This is a genomic window from Hymenobacter antarcticus (assembly GCF_039539545.1).
GTDB classification, from domain to species: Bacteria; Bacteroidota; Bacteroidia; order Cytophagales; family Hymenobacteraceae; genus Hymenobacter; species Hymenobacter antarcticus.
On record NZ_BAABDI010000020.1, the window covers coordinates 64704 to 90423 of the forward strand.

20 protein-coding genes are annotated in these 25720 nt (G+C 61.4%); 11 read left to right on the forward strand and 9 right to left on the reverse strand.

The window, feature by feature from the left end; genetic code table 11:
* The first annotated feature begins 4 nt into the window (after nt 1-4).
* Nucleotides 5-1084 (forward strand): dual-specificity RNA methyltransferase RlmN, encoded by a 1080-nt coding sequence (gene rlmN / locus ABD819_RS14325; RefSeq protein WP_345125433.1) that lies wholly within the window; start codon nt 5-7, stop codon nt 1082-1084.
* Nucleotides 1085-1168: 84 nt separating this feature from the next.
* On the opposite strand, the gene ABD819_RS14330 is transcribed toward rlmN, so the two are convergent.
* Together ABD819_RS14330 and ABD819_RS14335 are read right to left on the reverse strand one after the other, a co-directional pair.
* Nucleotides 1169-2068, reverse strand: coding sequence for a hypothetical protein (locus tag ABD819_RS14330; RefSeq protein WP_345125434.1), 900 nt, complete (start codon nt 2066-2068; stop codon nt 1169-1171).
* A 355-nt stretch (nt 2069-2423) separates the two neighbouring features.
* Nucleotides 2424-3398: a YihY/virulence factor BrkB family protein gene (locus ABD819_RS14335; protein ID WP_345125435.1), complete on the reverse strand. Its 975-nt coding sequence runs from the start codon at nt 3396-3398 to the stop codon at nt 2424-2426.
* 256 nt (nt 3399-3654) lie between these two features.
* Here ABD819_RS14335 and ABD819_RS14340 point away from each other — a divergent pair, with 256 nt between their 5' ends.
* Nucleotides 3655-4491, forward strand: coding sequence for a hypothetical protein (locus ABD819_RS14340; protein WP_345125437.1), 837 nt, complete (start codon nt 3655-3657; stop codon nt 4489-4491).
* A 9-nt stretch (nt 4492-4500) separates the two neighbouring features.
* Here ABD819_RS14340 and ABD819_RS14345 read toward each other — a convergent pair whose 3' ends face one another.
* Nucleotides 4501-5241 (reverse strand): DUF3891 family protein, encoded by a 741-nt coding sequence (locus ABD819_RS14345; RefSeq protein ID WP_345125438.1) that lies wholly within the window; start codon nt 5239-5241, stop codon nt 4501-4503.
* Nucleotides 5242-5388: 147 nt separating this feature from the next.
* On the opposite strand from ABD819_RS14345, the gene ABD819_RS14350 reads away from it, so the two are divergent.
* Nucleotides 5389-6279, forward strand: a complete 891-nt coding sequence (locus ABD819_RS14350) for an alpha/beta fold hydrolase (protein ID WP_345125440.1) — start codon at nt 5389-5391, stop codon at nt 6277-6279.
* A 154-nt stretch (nt 6280-6433) separates the two neighbouring features.
* Entirely contained in the window at nt 6434-7237 is an 804-nt protein-coding gene (locus tag ABD819_RS14355; RefSeq protein WP_345125442.1) for a TerC family protein, read from the forward strand.
* A gap of 100 nt (nt 7238-7337) precedes the next feature.
* Here the strand turns inward: ABD819_RS14355 and ABD819_RS14360 are convergent, their stop codons facing one another.
* Nucleotides 7338-8330 (reverse strand): NAD-dependent epimerase/dehydratase family protein, encoded by a 993-nt coding sequence (locus ABD819_RS14360; RefSeq protein ID WP_345125444.1) that lies wholly within the window; start codon nt 8328-8330, stop codon nt 7338-7340.
* A 106-nt stretch (nt 8331-8436) separates the two neighbouring features.
* On the opposite strand from ABD819_RS14360, the gene ABD819_RS14365 reads away from it, so the two are divergent.
* The gene (locus tag ABD819_RS14365; protein ID WP_345125445.1) at nt 8437-8667 is read left to right on the forward strand and encodes a hypothetical protein; all 231 of its coding nucleotides are present in this window, start codon (nt 8437-8439) and stop codon (nt 8665-8667) included.
* Nucleotides 8668-8827: 160 nt separating this feature from the next.
* Nucleotides 8828-10024, forward strand: coding sequence for a glycine C-acetyltransferase (gene kbl / locus ABD819_RS14370; protein WP_345125446.1), 1197 nt, complete (start codon nt 8828-8830; stop codon nt 10022-10024).
* A gap of 323 nt (nt 10025-10347) precedes the next feature.
* Here kbl and ABD819_RS14375 read toward each other — a convergent pair whose 3' ends face one another.
* From ABD819_RS14375 to folP, 5 genes are all read right to left on the reverse strand, one after another.
* A complete protein-coding gene (locus ABD819_RS14375; RefSeq protein WP_345125448.1) occupies nt 10348-13992 on the reverse strand; it encodes a putative Ig domain-containing protein in 3645 nt (1214 codons plus the stop codon).
* 929 nt (nt 13993-14921) lie between these two features.
* Nucleotides 14922-17258 carry a T9SS type B sorting domain-containing protein gene (locus ABD819_RS14380; RefSeq protein ID WP_345125450.1) on the reverse strand — a complete coding sequence of 779 codons (2337 nt, stop codon included), beginning with the start codon at nt 17256-17258 and terminating at the stop codon, nt 14922-14924.
* A 966-nt stretch (nt 17259-18224) separates the two neighbouring features.
* Nucleotides 18225-18629 (reverse strand): hypothetical protein, encoded by a 405-nt coding sequence (locus ABD819_RS14385; RefSeq protein ID WP_345125452.1) that lies wholly within the window; start codon nt 18627-18629, stop codon nt 18225-18227.
* Between the two features lie 460 nt (nt 18630-19089).
* Nucleotides 19090-19932: a diadenylate cyclase CdaA gene (gene cdaA, locus ABD819_RS14390; RefSeq protein WP_345125453.1), complete on the reverse strand. Its 843-nt coding sequence runs from the start codon at nt 19930-19932 to the stop codon at nt 19090-19092.
* A gap of 108 nt (nt 19933-20040) precedes the next feature.
* Complete coding sequence (folP, locus tag ABD819_RS14395) at nt 20041-20922, reverse strand: dihydropteroate synthase (RefSeq protein WP_345125455.1); 882 nt, start codon at nt 20920-20922, stop codon at nt 20041-20043.
* A gap of 106 nt (nt 20923-21028) precedes the next feature.
* On the opposite strand from folP, the gene ABD819_RS14400 reads away from it, so the two are divergent.
* From ABD819_RS14400 to ABD819_RS14420, 5 genes are all read left to right on the forward strand, one after another.
* Nucleotides 21029-21565, forward strand: a complete 537-nt coding sequence (locus ABD819_RS14400) for a DUF1599 domain-containing protein (RefSeq protein ID WP_345125456.1) — start codon at nt 21029-21031, stop codon at nt 21563-21565.
* 273 nt (nt 21566-21838) lie between these two features.
* Complete coding sequence (locus ABD819_RS14405; protein WP_345125458.1) at nt 21839-22993, forward strand: BT_3928 family protein; 1155 nt, start codon at nt 21839-21841, stop codon at nt 22991-22993.
* Nucleotides 22994-23106: 113 nt separating this feature from the next.
* On the forward strand, nt 23107-24165 hold the full coding sequence (locus ABD819_RS14410) for an ABC transporter permease (RefSeq protein WP_345125459.1): 1059 nt from the start codon (nt 23107-23109) through the stop codon (nt 24163-24165).
* A gap of 106 nt (nt 24166-24271) precedes the next feature.
* The gene (locus ABD819_RS14415) at nt 24272-24799 is read left to right on the forward strand and encodes a shikimate kinase (RefSeq protein ID WP_345125461.1); all 528 of its coding nucleotides are present in this window, start codon (nt 24272-24274) and stop codon (nt 24797-24799) included.
* Between the two features lie 55 nt (nt 24800-24854).
* Complete coding sequence (locus ABD819_RS14420) at nt 24855-25526, forward strand: sterol desaturase family protein (protein WP_345125464.1); 672 nt, start codon at nt 24855-24857, stop codon at nt 25524-25526.
* The last annotated feature ends 194 nt before the right edge of the window (nt 25527-25720 follow it).

Consider the following 25720-nt stretch of genomic DNA (forward strand, 5'->3'; position numbering starts at 1 on the left):
CACTATGCTGCTAGAACTGCCCCTCGCCCCTACGCCCACTAAACGCGATATCCGCAAAACTTCGCCCGACGACCTGAAGGCCTTCATGGTCGAGCACGGGGAGAAGCCCTTCCGCGCCAAGCAGGTGACGGAGTGGCTGTGGAAGAACACCGCCGCCACGTTTGAGGAGATGAACAACATCTCGGTGGCCACCCGCGAGCTGCTGGCCGCGCACTTCGTGATAAACGGCGTGACGGTGCAGAACAAGCAGCTCAGCAGCGACGGCACCATCAAATCAGCCTTCCGACTATTCGATGGCAACGTGGTGGAAGGCGTCCTCATTCCGCACGATACGCGGATGACGGCCTGCATTTCGAGCCAGGTGGGCTGCTCGCTCACGTGTAAGTTTTGCGCTACTGGCTACATGGACCGCAAGCGCAACCTGGACGCGGCCGAGATTTACGACCAGGTGGTGCGCATTCGCGAGCAGTGCGAAAGCCAGTACGGCACGCCCCTCACCAACATCGTGTACATGGGCATGGGCGAGCCGCTGCTCAACTACGCCAACGTGGTGGAAAGCGTGCGCCGCATCACCGCGCCCGATGGCCTGAATATGGCCCCGCGCCGCATCACCATCAGCACGGCCGGCATTGCCAAGATGATTAAAAAGCTGGCCGATGACGACGTGAAGGCCAACCTGGCCCTCTCGCTGCACGCGCCCACCGATGCCAAGCGCAACGAAATCATGCCCATCAACGAGGCCAATTCTTTGGCCGCGCTGAAGGAAGCGCTCCAGTATTACCACCAGAAAACCGGCCGCAAAGTCACCTACGAATACATCGTGTTCGACGGCTTCAACGACGGGCTGGACGATGCCGAGCACCTCGCCAAGATTGCGAAGTGGCTGCCCTGCAAGGTGAACCTGATTGAGTACAACCCCATCGAAAACGCTGACTACCAGAACGCGGCCGACGACAAAATCACCGCCTTCCACAAGTACCTGTCCGACCGGGGCGTGCAAACCAACATCCGCCGGAGCCGGGGCAAGGACATCGACGCCGCCTGCGGGCAGCTGGCGGTGAAGGAGGAGAAGGCCGGAGCCTGAGAAACGACCCAGCCACCACAGGCAGGAAGCGCAAAAGGCCGCTGATGAATCATCAGCGGCCTTTTGCGCTTCAGGAAAACAAGCTTACTTCACGCCCTTGCCGAAGCGGAAGGTGAAATCGATGTAGGCGGGTATGATGTACGTGCTGAAACCCTGCCCGCCTTGCCGATTGGTTTGGGTAACAGTAACGTTTTGGCTGCCGTTGAAATAAGTGTAGGTATCGGTTTCCTCGTAAGGGAAGACGTAGGCGTAGGCCGCTCCCAGCCCCAGGCTGGTGCGCTGCCAGTTTATCTTGATGCCGTAGAGCCCGCCCATGCCCGCCTTGGAATCGAGGATGATGTAGTTCTCCGAAACGAGGGAAACGCGGCGCGACACGCGCTTTTGCCCCCCGAGCTGCAGGATGGGCGTGGAACCGATTTCGCCCTCGAAAAAGCCGTAGCCCAGGCCCGCCGTCACGTTGTTGTCGGCCGAGCCGTAGGTGGCGGCTCCGTACAGAATGCCGGCGCCGTAGGAACGGTCCAGCGCGCCGTCGAAGTCGGGGATGCGCAGGTAAAGTGCGCCGGCCCCTACGTGCACCTTGTCGCTGACGGGGAAGCTGACCTTGGGCGTCAGCATCACAAACTGATTTTCCAGGCCGATGCCGGGGATGACGGAGAGGTAGCCCCCCAGCGAGATGTTGTCGGTGATACCAAAGTTTCCGCCCACAAAGTATAGGCTCACGACTTGCAGCGCGTTCTCGCCGCGGCGCAGGCCGCGGCCGGTGGGCGCGAAAAACAACCGGTTGCCGTTGCCAATATCGAAGTAGCCGGGCTTAACGCCCGCGCTGGCCGGGCCCTCAAGGTCGGCCCGACGCACCTGGGTGCGCTCCAGGCTGATTTGGCCCAGCTCCTGGGTGTTGAATTCCAGCTTAGTGAGGCTCATGCTCACCAGCACGCCCGTGAAGGTGGTGCCCTGAGTGGTTTCGACGCGGTAGGTGCGGCCCAACAGGTAGTCGTTGGTCGCTTGGGGTTATTGGGCCGGGGCCGCTGGCGGGGTGGCCAGCACCGGTGGCGTGTTCTGAGCCAGGGCCGGCGTTCCAACCAGGGCCAAAGCCAGGAGCAAGGGCGAGAAGGATAGTATTTTTTTCATGGGGAAAGAATATTTCTCCAAAAATGGCACGGCCTCCCCCTAACATTGCAATCCAAAATTTTTCCTTTTTCGACTTTATCAAGCCGGGCACTTACCGCTTAATGCAATTGCACCACCTATTCAAACATTTGAAAGCAAGATACTTACCAACCAGCTATTTCTCAATACCAAGGCGCAAAAAAGGACTTTTCAACTTGGAATAATTACCGGTTTAACCCTTCCACTTGCCCGTGCTGCGGGGTCGGCCAGTGGCAATTTCCTCTTCGGATTCGCCCTTGGGAATTTCCTCCACCTGGACCCGCACGGCGTGGGCCTTGGGCTGCACTTTCTGGCCAAAGGCATCGGCAAATTCCTGGGTGAATTCGGCCCCGAAGAAGATGATGAGCGACGAATAGTTGACCCACAGCAGCAGCACGATGGCCGAGCCCGCCGCCCCAAACGCCGAGCCGGGGTCGGCCTTGGCGATGTAGAGGGCAATGAGAATTTTGCCAATCACGAAGAGCAGCGCCGTGATAAAGGCCCCCACGCCCACGTCGCGCCAACGGATGATGGCATCGGGCAGGAAGCGGTAAATCAGGGCAAACAGCAGCGTGGTGACGCCCAGCGACAGCACAAAGTCGACGAGCTTGATGGCCAGCACGCCCACTTCGGGCAGCAGCTGTTGCAGCCAGCCGGTGAAGGTGCTGAGCACGGCGCTCACCACGAAGGAGATGAGCAGCAGCAGGGCCACGCTCAAAATCAGCCCAAACGAGAGCACCCGCTGCTTGATGAACGCCCCGATGCCGATACCCTCGGTTTTCACCTTCAGGTTCCAGATGTCGTTGATGCTTTCCTGAAGAGTGACGAAAAACGTGGTGGCCGCGAAAATCAGCGTGGCGATGCCGATGACCGTGGCAATGGGGCCGCGCTGCTGTAGGGTGAACTTGGCAATGCTGTCCTGCAGGAACTTGGCCGAGTCGGCCCCGACCAGCCCCTTCAGCTGCCCGTAAATCTGGCCGGTGAGGGCCTCGCCACCATATACCGCGCTGGCCACCGTGATGACGATGAGCAGCAGCGGCGGCAGCGAAAAGATGGTGTAGTAGGAGAGCGCCGCCGCGTGGCGAAACGAGTTGTTGGTACTGAATTCGGCCGCCGAGGATTTGAGGACGGACAGAATATCGGATAGTTTGTATTTAGAAGTAGTCATGTAGCAGGTAATGAGACACCGGTGTGCTGCGCCTGCTAATACGGCCGGAATGGACCGGCGTTGGGCATTGGGGCCCAATTGGTGCGTGGGCCAGCCGGAGGGCCGCCTTGGTCCTGGCCCGGCACCACGGCTGAATGCGCAGAAAACCAGCGGTTGCGCCGGCCGTGTGCGCGGGCTGTAGCCCTTATTCGGGCCGGGCCGTATCTAGGCTGTCCCGGCCGCACTCGGCGGCTTCGGCTTATCCTTTGATGTCGCTATGCGTTCTGTTTTCCTGATGCCGCGCCTGTGCGTGGCCGTTGTTTCCGGCGCCCTGCTGCTGGGCTGCTCCTCCCCCAACCAGCTCGCTGTGAAGCAAGCGCCGCCCACCGCCAGCGGCACCAACCCCGCCGGCGCAGGCTTCGACGAGGCGGGCTCCGACCCCAGGGCCATGGCCATTGCCGACCGTGTGATGCGCGAAATGGGCGGCTACGATGCCTGGCGCGACACCCGCTACCTGGCCTGGGGCTTCTTCGGTGGGCAGTACCAGATTTGGGACAAGCAAACCGGTGACTTTCACTGGGAGAAAGACACGCTCGTGGCCAATTACAACCTCAACACCCAGAAAGGCCAGGTGTACGGCCGGGGCAAGGACATTTCGGCCACGCCCGCCGGCCAGAAGCTGCTGGGGAAGATGCCCGCCATCTGGAACAATAATTCCTGGTGGCTGCTCATGCCGTTCAAGCTCAAGGACTCGGGCGTGACGCTCACCTACAAAGGCACCGCCAAAACCATGGCCGGCCAGCCCGCTGACCTGCTGCAACTGACCTTCAAGAATGTGGGCACCACGCCCAATAACCGCTACGAAGTGCTGGTGAGCCCCACCACCGGCCTCGTGGACGAGTGGGCGTACTTCCCTAATGCGGCCGATGCCCAGCCCGCTTTCCGCCGCACCTGGAGCAACTACACCCGCCAGGGCAAGCTGCTGCTGGCCGCCAACCGCGACGAAGCCACCAAACCCGCCCGCCTCGACCACATTGCCACCGCCCAAACCCTGCCCGCGGGCCTGATGAGCAGTGCCGTGCCCGTAGCCAAGCTGGGGGCCCCGCTCAAGTAATGCAGGGTGCTAGCCCCGGCGTAGCGTCCAGCTCAGCGCCTCGACGGGGGCGGCGCGCAGGGCGGCGGCCAGCCCGGCATCATCCTTAAACTGGAGCTGGGTGAGCACGCTGGCTTCGACGCTCACCAGTAGTTCCGCATCGCGAAACGGCCAGGGCTGAACGTGGACCGGCCCGCCGGCTACGGGCTGGGCTAGGGTGTGGGTAGTGCCATCGGGCCCACGATGGATTTCCACGGCCCGGCCCATTTCCGGGATTTCGTGCCGGCAGAGGATGAGCGAGAGCCGGTCGCACCAGTGCAGCAGGGCGTAGGCCTCGTCGGCTTGTTTTTTGGTGAGGCTCAGTTCCTTTCGTGCTTTTTTTTGGGCGGCCACCAGCTCATCCAGAAAGGCATCGATGTCCTTTTTCTGCCCGCGCAGGCTTTCGTAGAGGCAGCTCAGGTGCAGGCTGGTGAGGAGGCTGCGCCAGCGCCCCTGGAAGCGGGCGGCGGCCAGCACCCCGGCGGCCTGCTCCATCGAGAATTCTTTTTGGGTGAAGTTGGCCGGGGCCCCGGCGGCGGTGAGGCCGTGGTGGCCGCCGCGCCCGCGCCAGTCGGCCTGCTCGTCATCGTGCTGCGCGATGGCGGCCAGCAGGCCCACCCAGCGGTCGGGCGACAGCGTGGGGGCCCAGTGCCAGGCCAGTTGCGCGGCCAGCAGGGCGTGGGCTTGCTGGTAGATGATTTGCCAGCCGGCGGGCGTGGAGTTGACTATCATGCAGAGTAAATGGCAAGGTGAATCCCACAAGCTCAACTGGCAAACCAGCTGCATGGTTACCTGCTGCTGCCAAAACCAATGTCTGGCAACGGGCGGGGCGTTTTTCCGCTTTCACTAACCCCTCGCGCCGCCCGCCGTATCCCGGCCATGCCCCACGCTGACGCCAACAGCCCCACGCCCCTCACCATCCGCCTGCCCGATGGCCGCCTGCTGGGCCTCACCCGCTACGGCAATCCCGCGCACCGGGCGGTGGTGTTTCACCACGGCTTCGGCTCCTCGGGCCTGGAACTGGCCGCTGATGCGGCGCTGCTGGCCCGCCTCCGGCTCCAGATTCTGGCTCCCGACCGGCCCGGCGTGGGGCAGTCGAGCGTGTACCGGCGGCTCACGTTTCCCTCCTTTGCCGATGATGTGGTGGCGATGCTCGATGCGCTGGAAATTCGGGAGCCGGTGGGCGTGATGGGCTGGTCGGTGGGCGGGGTGCACGCGTTGGCGCTGGCGGCGCGGCACCCGGCGCGGGTGGCGGCCGGGCAGTTGCTCAGCACCTGCCTGCCGCTGGGCGAGCCGGCCGCCTACCGCCACCTTTCGCCCCTATGGAAAGCCCTGCGCTGGGGCCAGGTCAGCTTTCCGTGGCTGAACCGGACTACCTTTCTCTGGCTCAGCCGGCAGTGGCAGCGCCACCCCGACCGCACGATTGACTGGTTTATCCGCCTCATGTTTCCCGCCGAAAAAACCGTGACCCGCCGCTGGCGGGCGCTGCTGCGCGATGCGGCGGTGCAGGGCTTTGCCCACCACGGCCGGGGCGTGTTCGATGATGCCCAGGCATGGTGCCGCCCGCCCGGTTTTCTGATTGAGGACGTGCGCGCCCCCATGCGCCTCTGGCACGGGCAGGCCGATGGCGTGTGGGCCCCCGGCAATATTCCGTACCTGGCCGAGCGGCTGGGCGGTGCGCCTCTGCGGCTGCTGCCGGGCCAGGGCCACATGCTGTATCTGGAGAACTGGGCCGCTATTCTGGAAGAGATGGCGGCGCTGCTGGGGTAGCTTGCGCGGCGGAAATCCGGCCCTGCCGCCGGGCCAACCCGCCCGGCATGCCGTTCTTTCGGCTCCAACACCGCGATATCCCGCGCTCCCGGCATCTTTCGCCGGCATTGGCGGTTTATCAGGCAGCCCGTTCATCTCCCCCAGCCTCTCTTCCGTGAATCATTACGTCCAGCAAATTATTGATAATCCGCTGGCCTCGGCGGCCATCGTGGGCAACCTGGTTATCATCGAAAGCCTGCTCTCGGTGGATAATGCCGCCGTGCTGGCCACCATGGTGGGCGACCTGCCCAAGGAGCAGCGCAAGAAGGCCCTGCGCTACGGCATTTTCGGGGCCTATATTTTCCGGGGGCTCTGCCTGCTGTTCGCTTCGTACCTCATCCAGTTCTGGTATCTGAAGCCGCTGGGCGGGCTCTACCTGCTCTATCTGGTGTATGACCATTTTAAGGCCCGCCCGGCGCACGACGACGAAACCGTGGACAAGCAAAAAAGCTGGTTCTACCGCCACACGCTGGGCCTGTTCGGCAAGTTCTGGGCCACCGTGGCCCTCATTGAGCTGATGGATTTGGCCTTTTCTATCGACAACGTGTTTGCCGTGGTCGCCTTCACCGACAATCTGCTGCTGATTTGCGTGGGCGTGTTTATCGGCATCCTGGCCATGCGGCTGGTGGCGCAGGCCTTCGTGCTGCTCATGGGCAAATATCCGTTCCTGGAAACTGCCGCGTTTGTGGTCATCGCCATGCTGGGCATCAAGCTGATGCTGTCGCTGGTCACCCATTACCTGCCCGGCCACCCCATCAGCGAAGCCCTCGAAAGTGAGGCCGCCGACGTGGCCCTGACCGTCCTTACGGTACTGGCCTTCGCAGGCCCGTGGGCTACGTCGATGCTCTTCAACGTGCCCCAGCGCCCGGGCGGCAACCGCCTGGCCGAAGCCGCGGAGGAAGCTCGCCAGCAGGCGTAGGGAGGTCATAGTCAGGAGTTAAGAGTTAAAAAAGGTCCGCTTGAACCATCAAGCGGACCTTTTTAACTCTTAACTCTCAACTCCTAACTCTTAACTGCCCCTACACCGGCTGCATCTGTTTCAGGTGCAGCAGCATGTCGGCCGTCATTTTGTCGAGGTCGAAATCGGGCTGCCAGCCCCAGTCCTGCCGGGCCTTCGCGTCGTCGATGCTGGCGGGCCAGGAGTCGGCGATTTGCTGGCGGCCGTCGGGCTGGTAGGTGACTTCGAAACCGGGCTCGTGCTGCTGGATGCTGGCCGTGATTTCGGCCGGCGAGAAGCTCATCGCGCCCAAATTATACGAAGTGCGGACCTTGATTTGCTCGGCCGGGGCGTGCATCAAATCCAGGGTGGCCTTGAGCGCGTCGGGCATGTACATCATCGGCAGGTAGGTGTCTTCGCTCAGGAAGCACTCGTACTTATCGCCGGCCACGGCCTTGTGGTAGATGTCCACGGCGTAGTCGGTGGTGCCGCCGCCGGGCAGGCTTTTGTAGCCGATGAGGCCGGGGTAGCGCAGGCTGCGCACATCCAGGCCGTGCTTGCGGTGGTACCACTCGCACCACTGCTCGCCGGCCAGCTTACTAATGCCGTAGACCGTATTCGGGTTCATGATGGTGACCTGCGGCGTGTTGTCGCGCGGGGTATCGGGCCCGAACACGGCAATGGAGCTGGGCCAGTACACTTGGGCCACGCCGTGGGCCACGGCCGCTTCGAGCACGATGAGCAGGCCGTCCATGTTCAGCTGCCACCCGAAAAGCGGGTTCTTCTCCGCCGTGGCCGAGAGTAGGGCGGCGAGGTGATAAATCTGCTTGGGGCGATACTGGCGAATGAGCTTGTCGAGGCGCGAGCGGTCGAGCACGTCGAGCAGCTCGAAGGGGCCACCGGCCAGCAATTCGGGGTTTTTCGGAGGGCGCACGTCGGCGGCCACCACCAGGTTGGGGTCGTAGCGCTGGCGCAGGGCGGCTACCAGCTCCAGGCCCAGCTGGCCGCAGGCGCCAATGACCAGCACGGAGCCGGGTAAAAAAGTGGTATCAGGTTCGCCGGAAGGGAGGGCCATGCGTAGGGTTGGGGTTGAATGGGAATACTTGGGGGCACAAAGATACCGGGGCCGCCGTAGCCGGGGCCGCACCCGCGACCCACGGCACTACGGTATCTTTGGCTTCATGTTTACGAAGGCTGCCCTGCTACGCTTACGTTTTTGTGCGCTGCTGTTCTTGCTGAGCATCGGGGCGGCTGCCCAGCCGCTGGCCCCCGCGCAGCCCGCCGACTGGCAGCGCACCATCAGCATCGATTGCCTGAACTTCAGCCCCAAAATCAAGCGCATCTCCGACGCCCGGAAACAGCAGCTGATGGATAGCGGCCGGCAGGGCGCGCAGGCGTTTTTTAAGAAATAGCGAAACAAAAGAACGTCATGCTGAGCTTGTCGAAGCATCTCTACTACGCAACTAATCCAATTGATTCAACGAAGCGGTAGAGATGCTTCGACAAGCTCAGCATGACGTTCTGTTTTCCCAACAATTCACTCAGTCACTCATCCACTCAGTCACCGCCCCCATGTACGCCACTCTCCAGCCCGACCTCACCCAGCAGCTCCAGGAAATAAAAGACGCCGGCCTTTTTAAGAAGGAGCGCATCATCACTTCGCCCCAGGGGGCGGAAATTGAAACCGACGAAGCCGGCGAAGTGCTGAACTTCTGCGCCAACAACTACCTGGGCCTGAGCTCGCACCCCGAAGTCATTAAGGCCGCCAAAGACGCTATTGATACGCACGGCTTCGGCATGTCGTCGGTGCGCTTCATCTGCGGCACCCAGGATATCCATAAGGAGCTGGAGGCCAAATTGGCCGAGTTTCTGGGCACGGAGGACACCATTCTCTACGCGGCGGCTTTCGATGCGAATGGCGGGGTTTTCGAGCCGCTGTTCAACGAGCAGGACGCCATTATTTCGGATGCGCTGAACCACGCCAGCATCATCGACGGCGTGCGGCTGTGCAAAGCCCAGCGCTACCGCTACCTCCACAACGACATAGCCGACCTGGAAAAGCAGCTCCAGGATGCCGTAGCCAAAGGTTCGCGCCACCGCATCATCGTCACCGACGGCTCGTTCTCGATGGACGGCACCATCGCGCAGCTCGACAAAATCTGCGACCTCGCCGATAAATACCAGGCCCTGGTGATGGTGGACGAGTGCCACAGCAGCGGTTTCCTGGGCAAAACCGGCCGCGGCACCCACGAGATGCGCGGCGTGATGGGCCGCGTCGACATCATCACCGGCACGCTGGGCAAGGCCCTGGGCGGGGCCATGGGCGGCTTCACCTCGGGCCGCAAGGAAATCGTGGATATGCTGCGCCAGCGCAGCCGGCCGTATCTGTTCTCCAACACGCTGGCCCCCAACATCGTGGGGGCTTCGCTGCGGGTGCTGGAGCTACTCACCGAAAGTACCGAGCTGCGCGACCAGCTCGAAGAGAACACGAAGTACTTCCGCGAGCAAATGACCGCCGCCGGCTTCGATATCACGCCCGGCGAGCACCCCATCGTGCCCGTCATGCTCTACGATGCCAAGCTGGCCCAGGAATTCGCGGCCCGCATGCTCACCGAGGGCATTTACGTGGTGGGCTTCTACTACCCCGTGGTGCCGCAAGGGAAGGCCCGCATCCGGGTGCAGCTCAGCGCCGCCCACACCCGCGCGCATCTCGACACGGCCATCGCGGCCTTCACCAAAGTAGGCCGGGAGCTGGCGGTGCTGAAGTAGTCGGAAATACGCAATTAACTACGGTTAAAGTTGAAACCCCTTCCCCAGGCTGTTTGGCTTGGGAAGGGGTTTCTCTATTTATCTGCTAAAGCAGTTTTTCAGGTTGGTGTACTGCTTGTCAGGCTCCCCTCTCCTTGGGGGAGGGGCCGCCCTGGAGGGGTACCGTGCGGTGGTGAGCCGGGCGTGCCATATGCACGAACCTGAGAACTGCTCTAAATTCAGCTATTCGTCCATAAAAAAAACCTCCTGCCAAACGGCAGGAGGTTTTTTATGAAAGCCCTGAAGCATTGACTTCGGGCGAAGCCAACGAACCTTCGGGTTGGTTACTTCACCACGGACAAGCGCTGCGTGTGCGTCTTGCCCTGGCTTTCGTAGCGGCATAGGTAGAGGCCCGTGGCCAGCTTCTCGGCACTCAGCGTGAGCGAGTAATCCTGGTTGGCTTCGGCCGTGCCGTCGAACAGAACCGCAACTACGCGGCCCAGGCCGTCATACACCCGCACCTTTGTCGGAGCCGTTAGCACCGGCCGGAAATGCACCGTGGTGCTGGCCCCGAAGGGGTTCGGGTAGGCTTCGAGCAGTAGTGCCTGCGCAGCCTCGGCCGGAGCCGGAGCCGGGGCCGGACGGGCTGCTGCGGGTGTCGTACCGCAAGCGCCCAGCTGGTCGCCGGCGTGGCCGTTTAGGTGGGTGTCCACCGCGTTGGGCGAAATGCAGATTTCGTGGCCGTTATGGCACACCAGCACCTTGTCGTTCTTGTTGCCGCAGCGGGCATCAACCACGCGCAACGTCACGGTAGCAGTAGCCGTGCAGCCGTACTGATTGGTCGCCGTCACGGTGTAGGTGAAGGTGCCGGCCGTGGTGGCCGTGAACACCGGGGCTGCAACCTGGCTGTTGCTCAGGCCTGCGGCCGGGCTCCAGGAGTAGCTCACGCCACCTTTGGCGGCGAGCGTAACACTCTGAGCACCGTAGCCGAGGTACAGATTGCTGGCCACGCCACCGGTATACACAGTGCTAGCCGGGATTACGGCAATGGATGGTGCAGGAATAGTGCCTACTACCGTTACCACGGCGGGGGCGCTGGCCACGTTGCCGTGCACATCGGTCACCGTCAGCATCACCGGGTTATTGCCTATGTCGGAACAGGAGAACGTGCTGCGATTCAAGCTGAAGCTGGCAATGCCGCAGGCATCGGCGCTGCCGTTGTTCACTTGGGCCGTCGTTACCGAAGCGGTGCCGTTCACCAGGGTTACGGTTACGGCGCGGGTCACCACGGTTGGGGCCGTCAGGTCCTTCACTGTCACGGCAAAGCGGCTGGTGCTGGTATTGCCCGAAGCATCGGTCGCCGTTACAGTCACCATGCTGGTGCCCACCGGGAACGTGCTGCCCGAAGCAGAGCTAGCTACTACGCTGGCTACAGCGCAGTTATCGGTGGCGGTGGGGTTAAAGGCCACGATGGCACCGCACAGGGTGGCCGGAGCAGTTACGACAATGGCAGCAGGCACCGTCAGTACGGGCTTCTCGTTGTCCGTTACCGTCACGGTTTGCGTGGCGGTGGCCACGTTGCCCGAAGCGTCGGTCGCCGTCCAGGTCACCGTTGTCACACCTTTCGCGAAGGTGGCCGTGGCGTTGTTAGTTACCGTCACAGCACAGTTGTCGGCGGCAACGGCCATGCCCAGGGCAACGCCGCTGGCCGTGCACTGACCGGGGTCAGTGCTGACGCTAACAGCAGCAGGAACCGTGATGGTGGGCAGAATGCTGTCTACTACGGTTACGTTGGCACTGGCTGTGCTCACGTTGCCGCTGGCATCGGTCACGGTCAGGATTACTTGGTTGGCACCAGTGTTAGCGCAGGTGAAGGCTGAAGGCGACACCGTAACCGAAGCTACCGCGCAGTTGTCCGACGAGCCATTGTTGACCTGGGCGGCCGTTACCGAAGCCGCGCCGTTAGCGTCCAGCTGCACCGTCACATCCTGAGCGACTGCGGCGGGGGCCGTGGCATCGTTCACCGTGACTGTGGCCGAGGCAGTGCTCACGTTGCCGTTGATGTCCGTCACCGTCAGGCTCACGGTGTTGGCACCCACGTTGGCACAGCTGAACGTGCTGGGCGAAACCGTGATTGTGGCAATGCCGCAGGAGGCGGCCGAACCATTGTCGACCTGCGCAGCCGATACGCTGGCTTGGCCATTGGCATCCAGGCTCACGGCTACGTTCTGCGCCACGGCCTGCACCGTGCAGTTGTTGATGACGATGGTAAACACCTGTTCGGGCACCGAAGGGTAATCGTGGTGGTAAACGTCTTCCGCCAGCAGGCGCACAGTGAGGGTGCCGGCGGCCGAAACCGGCGGCGTGCCCGCCAGCACGGCTGTGCCGGTGGCAGGGTCGGTGGTGAGGGTGAGCCAGGCAGGAAGCACACCGGCCGACACAAAGTTCACGGCATCGCCGTAAGCCAGGTCCGCGTCACTCGCGCTGATGGTATAGCTGTAGAGCTGCCCCACATCGGCCCGTGTTACGGGAGTAGAAGTGAAGGCCGGCACCGTATTGATGAGGTAGTTGACCTGGTGGGTGGCACGCTCGCCCCGGCTTTCTTCGGCCGTGAATACCAGCGCGTGCTCGCCCCAGCTGCTGGCGGCGGGCATCCACGTGAAGGTGCCGCTGGTGGGGTTGGCCGCGGCCGTAGGCATTGGCGACAGGCCCGCGCCGGCGGGCAGGGTCGAAAGAGTACCATTGGTCGCTTTTTCCTGCGCATTCACAATGCGCACCGTGTTGGTGGGGTCGACGTTAGACGCCTGGATGGTCTGCGAAATGGCCTGGCCTGGCGCGTAGATGTTGGTAATGCCAGCAGCGGGCGTGGGGGGAACGTCGAAGCGAGGCTTCAGGCTGACGATAATGGAAACCGACGTTGACGTTTGGGCACCCACATTGCTCTCGGCCACGAAGTTGACCACGAACGTGCCGAACTGGCCGGAGGTTGGGGTCCACGAGAATGTGTGCTGCACGGGGTTGGCATACACGCCAAAGGCTGGGCTGATAGCTGCGCCAGGGGGCACGCCCACCGCGCTCAGCCGCACGGTGCTGCCGGGGTCAATGCCAAGAGCGCGCACCGTGAAGTTCACGGCCTGGCCGGGCGAGGTGCTTAGCACGCGCTGGTTGGCAGGGGTCACCGAGTAATCGAACTGGGGAGGGTTCGACTGCTGCACCATCTGAATGATGAAGTCGACGATGATGGTAGTGCGTCCGTTTGAAATGGCAATGCCGGCGTTCCAGAGTTGGCCATTCGCTTTGCCTACGGTATTGAAGGTTATTTCACCCGTCTGCGCATCAATGCTCAGGCCGGCGGGCTGCACGCCGGGCCAGCTCTGGGCCGTTCCGGCCAGCGAGAAGGTCAGGGCCCGGCCGTCGGGGTCGGCGGCGGGAATGATGTAGCGGGCACCGGCCAGGCCAACGGGCATGTTTACCACGGCCGGCACCGTGGACACGGGCGAGCTGTTGCCGCCGCCCACGTTCACCACCGAGCTCACATACCAGTTGCCGTCGCGGTTGTTTTGCAGGTTCGATATTTTGCAGCACCCGCTGTAGCTCACGGTGAAGTTACCGTTGGCGTTGTAGCGGTGCTGCACCGTGCCCGTGCCGTAATCGTAGGCATTGCTGATGTTGGCGTACACGACGTTGGCATTGGCCGACGTGCCATCGCCAAAATTCAGGCCGATGGCATTGGAAGCGCCCAGCCGCCAGCCAGCATTCACCTTGAACTCGATGGTGCGCCCCGTCACATCGGATTGCACGACCCGCCAGGCAATGTCGCCGTAGCGGAAGTGGCTGGCCTGGGCCGGTGCGGTCAGGCCCAGGCCCAGCACGCAGCAGAGTAGCACAAGGCGCCAAGCCGACCAAACGGCCGCCCCAGCCTGTCGCATGGCGCGAGCCAGTTGGGGCAGCTGGCCCGTGGCGGTATTCAGATTGTCAGTGTGTGTCATAGGGTAATGTAAGTGGGTAAAATGATGGTTGACGCTTTCTGAGATAGCCGACGCTTGATGTGAAAACAAGCGACTTGCTTAACAAGTCGCTTGTTTTTATATTTCAATAATGCCTCTCACTATTCCAGTATAAGCTCGGCAAATCTACTATTGTAATATTGAATAGTACAAAATATTTACCCTCTTTTTTTATAATACAAATTCATTAAATGATATAACCCAAGCATGGGATGCCTCCTTCATTAGCTAATCTTACCAGAAAGCACTTAATACATAAAATATTATTACATAATAATTATTATATGTTGTACACAAAAATATAATGTGATTATTAAAAAAATACTATAACGCGACGCTACGTGCTTACCCCCAGAATAGTTGCAGCGGTTGTTGAAACCACGAGCATCTGGCAGTTGCAACTGATGCGGCGCGCACAAGTGCTGTGGTCAGCGCCTGTGTTAAAGCTCGTGAACAAGACTCTCGATATACTTGGGTGTTAGTGGCACCTGCTAAACTGCTTCAGGCCTACATATAAGTACAGCTGAGCGCCGGCTACACCCGCGAACATTTTGACAAGGCCATCGCCGCCTTCACGAAGGTGGGCCGGGAGCTGGAGGTACTGAAGTACCAAAGTGCCGCGTACCCGCAATGGAAAAGGCCGCTGCTTCGCCCGAAGCAGCGGCCTTCTTTGGCTTATTGGGGTCCTCTCAGGAAAAGGAAATGATAGCACGTTGGGGCTCAGGAAACGACCTTTGAAGCCGTGAGCCCTTTTACATGTTGCAGACGACCGTTTATAGTATGTAAAATAGCTATTTAGGCAACATTGGCCTTGGTTAAAAGATTGGTTCAGAAGTCGCATTTGGCAGCTGCCAGAATCAAATGGCATACTGGAAAGCCATTAGCAGTGCCTAAACGGTGTTTTGATTGGATTACCGCCGTACCTCGACCCAGCCCTTCACGGCGGGCCCGGCGGCCCGCTGCAGGTGGTAGAAATAGACGCCATCGGGCAGGCCAGTGGCCGACCAGTCTTGGCGATAGTGAGGCGTGCTATACACTGGCTGGCCCCACCGGCTGTAGATGGCGAGGGCCCACGGCTCGGGGCCGAGGCCGACGATTTCGAGCCGGTCGTTGTGGCCGTCGCCGTTGGGCGTAATGATGTTGGGCACGAATACCGAGGCTTGGCGACAATCAAAAAGGCGCACTTTAATGGAATCGGTCGCACTGCAGATGGGCGTGGAGACGGTAACCCAGTAAGTGCCCGTCTGGTTGGGCGTGAAGGTGGGGCCGGTGGAGCCATCCTGCCAACGGTAGCGCACACCAGGCAGCGTAACGTCGAGCACAAACGGCGGCCCATTGACGAGGCAGACCAGCGTATCGGGTCCCAGGTGCAGGGCCGGCGGCGTGAGGTACACAATGCGCACCGAGTCGCGCTGGCTACAGCCGGCTGCACTGGTGGCTTCGATCCAATAGGTGCCCGCCGTGCGCACCGTGAGGGTTTCCTGCGTCGAGCCATCCTGCCAGCGGAAGCGCAGGCCCGGCCCGCTGCTGCGGGGGCGCAGGTGCAGCACCTGCCCCACGCACACCACGGTATCGGCCCCGAGTCGCACCTGCACCGGAGCCGCTGCCCCAATGCGCACCGTGTCGCGCCGCAGGCAGCCGGAGCTATTCACCACCTCCACCCAGTACTGCCCCGGCGTGCGCACGGTGAAGGCGGAGGCCGTGGAGCCGTCCTGCCAGCGGTACGTATTGCCAGCTGCTTCGGGCACCGCCAGACGAAGCGTGGTGCCGGGGCAAAGGTTGGTATCGGGGCCGAGGTTGGCCACTGGGCGCGGAAATACCTGCAGCCCCCGGCGCAGCACTTGCCGCCCGCCATCGGGGAAATACAGGGTGAGGGCCACGGTGTAGGTACCCGGCAGGGTATAGGCGTGCACCGGGTTGGCCAGCCGCGACTGGTTGGCCGCGCCCGAAGCAGGGTCGCCAAAATCCCAGCGCACCGAATCGGCATCGTAGCCCGCCGGCAGGGTAAATGGCCGGGCCGCCCCCTGGCAGGAAGGGCCAATAGGGGGCAGCCGCCACAACTCGTGCGGCAGGAAGCCGGGCAGGCCCAGCAGGGAGTTGCGGCCGCTCAGGGCCACGGCCCGGTCCTGGTAAGTGCAGGCTGCGCCCGCCAGGTTGGGCTGCGTAATCGCACTCAGAAAGGGAATTGAACCAACGCCCAACGGCGAGGTAGCCAGTGTGATATAAATTCGCCCATCGGGTCCCAACTGCAACGAACCTTTGTAGCCGGATGAGGTGGTAGGGCTGGAAGCGGCAGCAAGGAGGGCATTGGCGGCATTGTAGCCCGGCACGGTCAGGTCGTATTGGTAAAGCAGGCTTGGCACACTGCTGGATAGTGCCAGCTTGGAGGCGTAGAGTTTGGTGCCATCGGGCGAGAACTCCACGCCGTAGTATCTACCCGCCTCCGGGCTGCTCAGCAGCACGGGGTTCGTGATTTGTCCAGTGCGGGTATCGAAATCGAGCAATTCGACTAGTCCGGTGGGATAGCCGGAAGCCCCCGCTGCGGCCAGGGCCAGCCGCCGGCCGTTGGGGGAAGCCTTCAATTGCCCAATCAGGCCCCCAAATACTGCGTTGTGCACAAAGCCGTCGGGGCTGGCCACGGGCACTAACTGCAGTCCGGCAGCCGTAAGCAGGAAAGCGCAGCAGCGGTTGCTGTTGCCCTCCAGGCCGATAATCCAGATATCCCGATGATTGGCGTGTAGTACGGCGGCCACCCGCTCGGTGGAACTGCCTAGCAGCGCGATATTTTTCTGGACCACCTCCCCCAGTCCACCCTGCCGGCTCATGTCAACCACCGAGTAGGATAGCGGCGTGGTGGTGCTGCCATCCGATGGTGGCGTGAACACATAGAAACGGGTGGTACTGCCGGGCTGCGGCACAATTAGGTTTTGGGTGGCCGAAGGACCATCGGGCCCGCCCAGGCCGGTGCCGTTGGACATGGGCTGGTGCTGGCGGTTCCAGATGGTTTCGCCGTTGGTGTACAGGAGCAGATTGCCTAGCGAGTCGGCCCGACTGCTGCATCCTTCCAGGGCCGCCATGGCGCTGTTGGTGAGGGCCACGGGCACGTTCTCGAAGGTGTTAAAATTGAGGCCGGCCCGTGCGCCGAAATACCATTGCGAAGCCTGAAGCTGTGCCATGGCGGGTAGCGCCGGCAGCAGTAATAACAGGCACCACCGCAGGGCCTGCTGGAGAGAAAAGGTAGAAAGCATGGCTCTTGAACTGAAAAAAGCGCCAAATAGTATGCAATACACGCACTCTACCCTACTATTTTTTTGAGGCCCCTCGCGGCCGCTTATATCAACTTATATTTTCAGCCTTTAGAGGCATTTTTTGGGCGACCCGATGTCGAAGCACGAGTTGATTCAAAGTGGCTTCAGACGCTGCTGTGGCGCTCCCAAATTTTTAGTAGGGTAGAGTGCAATACACGTTGTACTGCCGCCCGCCCGACCGGTGCTGGGAGCACCGGTCGGGCAGCCACATTACCTGTGCCATTATGGGTATTGCCTCTTGCTTATTTCCGAAAAAAGCTACTTAACAGAACCCGTTTTCTCGGACACTTCCCGGAATAAGGGCGGGTTTTGGCCTGCGGCTGGGCGCGGCCCGAGTGGTTTTTTCGGCAGTAGAACTTCCGGAGTGTTGCTTTCTATTCTTAGGGTGTTATTCAACACCACGGCCGCGTTCTGGCGGACGGTGCAGGAACGCCACAATGAAAAAAGGCCGAAAATAAAGGAAGCCAACTGAAAATAATACCACGCCAGCCGCGCCCCGGCCGGAGTCCCAAAACAGCCACTTTTCCAAGATTGCGCATATAACCAATCTTATGTAAAGGGACTATTCCCAGATAAGGGCCGGAGGATTTGCACTTCCCCGCTGCCCCCAAAATCCTGTTTGCGGGTGCCCGTGAAAGCACTTGTTCCAAGTTTACGAAACTCATCTCCCTTGGCCATTTCGTAAACTTTGAATCGTAGACGGGTTTCGTAAACTCGTACCGCCCCGTAGCAGGTACTTGGCCACTTGGTGCCGAGCTGCTGCTGGTCGTTCAGGGAAAGGAGCCGTTTAGCAGGCCCAAACCCCCAACTGTTTGCTTACAAGTCATTAGTTAGCAGCTCAGCCATTCTACTTAGCTGGTCTATCTAAACGGACCAAACAGTTTAGGAAATGGCCGGAGCGTTCTCTTAACGAGCATAGTGATGGTCGTCTACCTGGTAATAGGAGCCGGGGGAAACGGAGGAGGGGGCATACCGGAGCACGAGCGTACGGTCGGTCAGTTCAGCGATGGTGCAACGAAGCGTCGGGTGCAGGCGGTACACGAGCTCATCGCCCTGCCGGCGGTAGGCATAGGAGCCATGGGGGGCATTGTCGCGGCTGCGGCGAAAGTGGAGCGAATCCGAGGTAAGAAATAAGTAAAAACCTTGGTCTGGGACGGCGCCTTGGCTCAGGACACGGCCCGACGGGTCGTAGTGGGTGCCAGTGATTTGTTGCGAGTTCCACCGCCCCAGCAGGTCGGGAGCCGGCTTCACGGGCTCCTTTCCGCAGGCCGCGGTGAGCAGCAGCAAGCCGAAAAGGCCGGGAGTTCTCATGGCGTGGCGCCGAAAAAAGGCGGAAGAGGTCGCACCACAGAGGAACTGCCGGGGGAAGCGCGTGTCAGACAGCATGAGCACAAGGTAAGCGGCGAACTTCATTTCTCCGCCAGAAAGGACGGTTGCCCCGTTTCGGGAATTACTAGGACTAACTGTTGCGATGGTTAAGTGATGCCTGCATGTCAATGAGTCGTTCAGCGAAAAGGTGATTTAAACAGCCGCTGACTTTCGGATAGGGTCCGATAAGGGCCCGCTATCAGGCCTTATTTGGCCCTGAGTCATTTCTTGCCCGAGACACTAAGAAACGTTATTTTCTTGCTTGCCACCTTTTACAAACGTTCGCCTGCAACACGTAAAATCACCGTCTCAGTGGCTGCTTGCTGAACCTTTGCGTCCTACGCTTTCCGTTTTCTGAGAAGCCTCCTTATAACGCTTGTCCCAATTGGCTGAGTGCCGGTTTTCAAGGTACCGGGGCCGAGGCCGCAGCTTCGGCCCCGGTGGGGCGGCCTTGCTGCTGGCCGGCCAGCAGCCACTCGTTCAGCAGGGTGCGCAGCTCGGCGGTGGCCAGGTCGCGGTGTACTTCGCCGTGGCGCACGAGGCTCATGGCCCCGGTTTCCTCGCTTACCACCAGCACCACGGCATCGGTGATTTCGCTCAGGCCGATGGCGGCGCGGTGGCGCAGGCCCAGCGAGGCGGGCACGTCGGGGTTTTCGCTGATTGGCAGAATGCAGCGGGCCGCCTTGATGCGGCCACCGGCCACAATCACGGCCCCATCGTGCAGGGGGCTGGTTTTGTTGAAGATGGAGAGCAGCAGGCGCTTGCTGATTTCAGCATCAATCCGGTCGCCGGACTCGGCAAAGGCCGAAAGGTCGGAGGCCTGGGTGAAGCAGATGAGGGCTCCCGTGAATTTATTGGACAGGCTTTTGGCGGCTTCCACGAACGGGCCCACGGCCAGGGGCGCTACCTCGGCGGGACGGCCCCAGCCCCAGCCGCGCACCCGCTCCAGGGCGGTGGCTTTGCCCACGCTCAGCAAAAACCGCCGGATTTCCTGCTGAAACAGAATGATGCTGGCCAGCACGCCCACGCTCATAAACTGCCCCAGAATCTTGGTCAGCAGCTCCATGCCGGTGGCTTTCACCACCAGATACAGCAGGTAGAACGACACCAGCCCCAGCGCCACATTGAGCGCCACCGAGCCGCGCAAAAGTTTGTACAACTGGTAAAGCAGCACCGTCACCAGCAATACATCGGCCGCGTCAATCCAGCCGAACTGCAGGAAATTGATGGGGAAGGGGCCGGACATGGGCAGGGAGGCTGGAAGAGAACGGATGGCAACCACACCACCGGTAGCAAAGACGCTCCGGCGCGCGGCCGTTGCACGGCCGGCCATCCATCGCTCAAATTACGGCCTTTATTGCCCTATTGGAAACGTATTGGCAAATAATTGTATGGTTTGATGAGCTTCGGCCACGTCGTGCACCCGCAGCAGGCGGGCCCCGCCCCGCAGGGCCACCATGTGCAGGGCGGTGGTACCGTTGAGGGCCGCCTCGGGCGCGAGGCCCAGCGGGCCGTACACCATGCGCTTGCGCGAAAGGCCCGCCAGCAGGGGCAGGCCCAGTGCCTGCAGCTCGGGCAGGCGGCGCAGCAGCTCGTGGCTTTGGGCGGCGGTTTTGGCGAAGCCGAAGCCGGGGTCGAGCACGATATCCACGGCTCCGGCCTGGCGCAGGACCGCCAGGCCATCGCGGAAGTAGCGCAGCAGCGTGAGCACCAGGTCGTCTTCGTAGTGCGTGAGCTTGCTCATGGTTTGGGGGGTGCCGCGCAGGTGCATCAGCACGTAGGGCACGCGCAGGCGGCCCACGGTGGCAAACATTTCCTTGTCGAGGGTGCCGCCGCCCACGTCGTTCACCAGGTCGGCCCCAGCGGCTACGGCGGCGGCCGCCACGTTGGCCCGGAAGGTATCGGCGGACAGGAAGGCCTGCGGAAATTCTTTCCGCAACGCTTCGATGGCGGGCAGCAGGCGCTGGGTTTCTTCGGCTTCGGAAATATCATCGGCTCCGGGGCGGGTGCTGTAGGCCCCGAGGTCGAGCACGGCGGCTCCGGCCTTCAGCATGGCCTCGGCCCGGGCCAGCAGGTCGTGCTCGGAAACCACCCGGCTGGCGGCGAAAAACGAGTCGGGCGTGAGATTGAGAATGCCCATTACCTGCGGCTGGTGCAGGCTCAGCAGCCGCCCGTGGGGGCTTAGCAGGGAGTGAATGGGTGACTGAGTGAATGAGTGAATGGATGGAGGAAGCATGGACAGGAGGCTAAGCGGCCTCAATATCCATCGGCCGGGGCGAACTTGCGGCAGTGTGGGCGAGGCTGCGCTCATTCACTCATTCACGCATTCACGCATTCACGCATTGACCACCCCCGAACACTACGACTTGCTGCTGGCCCGCTGCCGCACCCTGTTTCTGGCCAAAACCCACGACTACGGCACGGCCTGGCGTATTCTGCGCCTGCCCTCGGTTACGGACCAGATTTTTATCAAGGCCAACCGCATTCGCACCATTCAGGAAACCGGCGTGCAGCTGGTGGCCGATGATGTGAACGAGGAATTCGTGGCCATCATCAACTACTGCCTCATTGCCCTGATGCAGCTGCACCTGCCCACCGATACCCCGCTCGACATGCCCGCCGCCGCCGTAGCCAATGCCTACGACCACGAAGCCGCCGAAAACCGCCGCCTGCTCCTGGCCAAAAACCACGACTACGGCGAAGCCTGGCGGCAAATGCGCGTGGCCAGCATCACCGACCTCATTCTGATGAAGCTGCACCGCGTGAAGCAGCTCGAAGACATTGGCGGGGCCGCCCTGGTGAGCGAGAGCGTGGAAGGCAGCTACCGCGACATGCTGAACTACGCCGTGTTTGCCCTGATTTTGCGCGGCGAGGGATAATTGAACGGCACTCCCCTCCTTATTTCAAGGAGGGGAGTTTTTGCGAAGCAAAAACGGGGGTGGTGAAGTCGTTGCACGATGCCCCAACGATGGCCGAACGAAGCACCAGATTGTTTGGGTATCGTTGGGGCATCGTGCAACGACTTCACCACCCCAATTTCGCTTGCAGCGAAATCTCCCCTCCTTGAAATAAGGAGGGGAGTGACGTTGCTTCCGCCCTCATCCTAACCTTGCGCGTTGCCCAGCCGTTTGCCACCGGCTTACTTTGTTCTTATGTCCGCACCACTCTCCGCCGCCGCCGCTCCGGCTCCGTCCCTGCTCCGCTCCACCACCCGCGTGGCGTGGTTCCTGCTGGGGGCCTTGTTTATTTTCTCCGGCCTCATCAAGCTGAACGACCCCGTGGGCATGGCCCTGAAGCTGGAAGAATACTTCGACGTATTTGCCGGCGACCTGCCGGCGCTCAAGGGGCTGTTTCAGTGGCTGGCGGGCAGCTCGCGCCTGCTGTCTATCCTGCTCAGCGCGCTGGAAGTTATTTTGGGGGCGGCGCTGCTGCTGCGCTGGTACCTGCGCCAAACCCTGTGGGTGCTGCTGGCGCTGCTGGTGTTCTTCACCTTCCTCACGTTCTATTCAGCCGCCTTCAACAAGGTGACGGACTGCGGCTGCTTCGGCGATTTTATCAAGCTCACGCCCTGGACCTCGTTTGCCAAGGACCTGTTTCTGCTGCTGCTCTGGGGCATTGTGTTTTTCAACCAGCGGTTTTTGCGCCACGCCTTCGTGCAGGGCACGGCCGGCATTATGACCATGACCTTCGTGACCGCCATTGCCATCGGCATTGGGGTGCGGGCACTGGGGCATTTGCCGTATTTCGACTTTCTGCCCTACAAAGTCGGCAACAACATCGGCCAGCTGATGAAGGCCAGCGCCCCGCTCCGCTACAAGTACGTGATGGAGAAAAACGGCGAAACCAAGGACTTCACCACCTACCCCGACTCCACCTGGACCTACAAGAGCATGGTGGCCCTCAACCCCAAAGACGGCCCCCAAATCACCGATTTCCGGGTCTGGAATGATGAGGGCGACTACACCCCCGAGCTGCTGCGCGGCAACAAGCTGGTCCTCATCATCCAGAACGTGGACAAGGCCGACCGCGACCGGTACGAACTGATTAACAAGCTCCTGAACGACGCTAAAAGCTCAAAGCGCACCATTACGCCGCTCATCATCACGAGCAGCAGCCCGGCCGAGTTCGACGTGTTCCGGCACAACGCCAACTTCGCCGTGCCCTTCTACTACGCCGATGCCACGGTGCTTAAATCCATCATCCGCTCCAACCCCGGCTTCCTGCTGCTGCGCAACGGCGTAGTGAAAGGCAAGTACCATTACCACGATATCCCGAGCATTGGCAAGGTGGAGGAAAAGATGCAGTAGTTTTTGGGGTATGAGGGTAGGAGGGTGAGAGGGCAGGAGTTTTCCTTTCCTCCAACCCTCTCACCCTCCTACCCTCCTACCATCATACCCTCACACCCTCCTACCTTAATCCCATGCTCGCCTTCATCCTTCGTCGCCTGGCCCAGGGCCTGCTCGTGCTGGCGGGCGTGGCGTGCACGGTATTTCTGCTCTTCAACGTGCTGCCCGGCGACCCGGCCGCCCTGCTGGCCGGCCAACGCTCCGACCTGGCCACCAAAGCGGCCATCACCGCCGACCTGGGCCTCGACCAGCCGCTGCCCACGCGCCTGGTTGGCTACCTCAACGACGTGTCGCCGCTGGGGCTGCACCCGCGCGACTCGGCCGGCCGCGCCCGCTACGGCGGCGTGGCCCTGCTGCCGCTGGGCTCCCGCGCCCTGGTCCTGAAAAAGCCTTACCTACGCCGTTCCTTTCAGAGTAATAAGGACGTGTTGCGCATCCTGCTCGATTATTTTCCCGGCACGCTATGGCTGGCGCTGGCCGCCATGCTCATTGCCAGCGTAGGCGGCATCACGTTTGGGGTAGTGGCGGCCCTGCGGCCCCAGTCGTGGCTGGATAGGATGCTGGTCACGACTTCGGTGCTGGGTATTTCGGTGCCCTCGTTCGTGGCCGCTATTCTCATTGCCGTCACCTTCGGCTTTTATTGGAGCCACTGGACGGGCCTGAGCCTCACCGGGCAGCTCTACGAAACGGACCCGTTCACGGGCGAGCGGCACCTGGTGCTGCGCAACCTGCTGCTGCCGGCCGTGGCGCTGGGCATCCGGCCGCTGGCCATCATCACGCAGCTCACCCGCTCCAGCATGCTCGATGTGCTGAGCCAGGACTACATCCGCACGGCCCGCGCCAAGGGCCTCAGCCAAACGGCCACTGTGCTGCACCACGCCCTGCGCAATGCCCTCAACCCGGTGGTGACGGCCGTTTCGGGCTGGCTGGCTTCGCTCATGGCCGGCGCGTTTTTCATCGAATACATCTTCAACTGGAAAGGCCTGGGCACCGTGACGCTGCGGGCCGTCGAAAACCTCGATTTTCCGGTTGTGATGGGCGCTACGCTGTTCGTAGCCGCTCTCTTTGTGGTGATAAACATCGCCGTCGACGTGCTCTACGCCGTGCTCGACCCGCGGGTGAAAATCAGCTAATCATGCAACAATTAGGAGTTATCATTTAACAAACCTGACGCATTTCTATTTCACCCGAAGCACCAGCAGGACGACTGTTAATCGATAGCTGTTAAATGACTCCAACTTGAAATTATACCTCATCGGCATGCCCGGCTCGGGCAAAACGACGCTGGGCCGGACCCTGGCGGTGCACTTTGGGCTGCCCTTTCTGGACCTGGATGCCGCGATAGCAGCCCAGGCCGGGCAGCCTATTCCAGCCCTGTTTCAGCAGCACGGCGAGGCCTGGTTTCGGCAGCTCGAAGCCGAGGTATTGCGCACGGTAATCGGCCGGCCGGGGCCGCTGGTGCTGGCCACCGGCGGCGGCACACCCTGCTTTCACGATAACCTTAGCATACTGAATACCAGCGGCCTCACTGTCTGGCTCGATGTGCCGGTACCGGTGCTGGCCGCCCGGCTGGCCGCCGCCGCCGAAACCAGCAGCCGGCCCCTGCTGGCCGCCGCCGGCCCTCCCGCCGCGTGGCTCCGTGAAACCCTGAGTGCCCGTATCCGGTTTTATGAGCGAGCCCGGCTTCGCTATGCGGCCGCTACTACACCTGTGAGTGTGCTGGCAGCCGAATTGCAGGCCGCGGGCTTTACGCTTCCCGACCGCTGATTTGGTGCCGGGCGCGTAATTTTGTTAATTGATTCGTTCGTCGCTCGTTACCCTTATGCAATCAGTATCACCCGAAGAACCCACCGTGCTGACCTCTGAACCGGCTGCTGCCCCACTGCGGCCCAAGCACAAAGGTTCGGCGCAGCTTTTCCAGAATCCGGTGCTGGAGCGCCTCTCGCACACGCACATTGCTTTGCCAGTGGGCATTTTTGCCGCCACCGGCGTGCTGAGCATGTACTACGGACTCACGCACGGCTTCATGTCGGCGCTGTCGGCACTGGGGCTGTTTTTGCTGGGCCTGTTAGCCTTCACGTTTGTGGAATACCTGGTGCACCGCTACGTGTACCACATTCCGGCCAGCACGCCGGGCCGGGCTAAGTTTCAGTACACCATGCACGGCGTGCATCACGAATACCCCAAGGATAAGACCCGGCTGGCCATGCCGCCCATCATCACGGTGTTTGTGGCCTCGCTGCTCTTCTTCGTTTTCCGCTTCACGTTCGGCTCCTACGCGTTTGGGCTGCTGGCGGGCTTCACGTTCGGCTACGCCATGTATCTGTTCGTGCATTACGCCATTCACGCGTATTCGCCGCCCAAAAACTTCCTGAAGGTGTGGTGGACGCACCACAGCCAGCACCACTACCGGCAGGACGAGGTAGCCTTTGGCGTGAGCAGCACGCTCTGGGACCACATCATCGGGACCATGCCCAACAAGAAGGGCGCGTAGTCCCGCACCCACGCATCACCCCAGCAAAAGGGCGACTCCAGTACGGAGTCGCCCTTTTTTTAGGCAATGTCGGGTCCGGAAATAGGTTGACAGCTTTCCCAAAAGATGTCATGAAAACTGAGTTTGAGCCGCGTGTGCGGCGTAGTCAGCGCGACTACAGTTTGCCCTTTAAATTGGCCGTGGTGGGTGAAGTC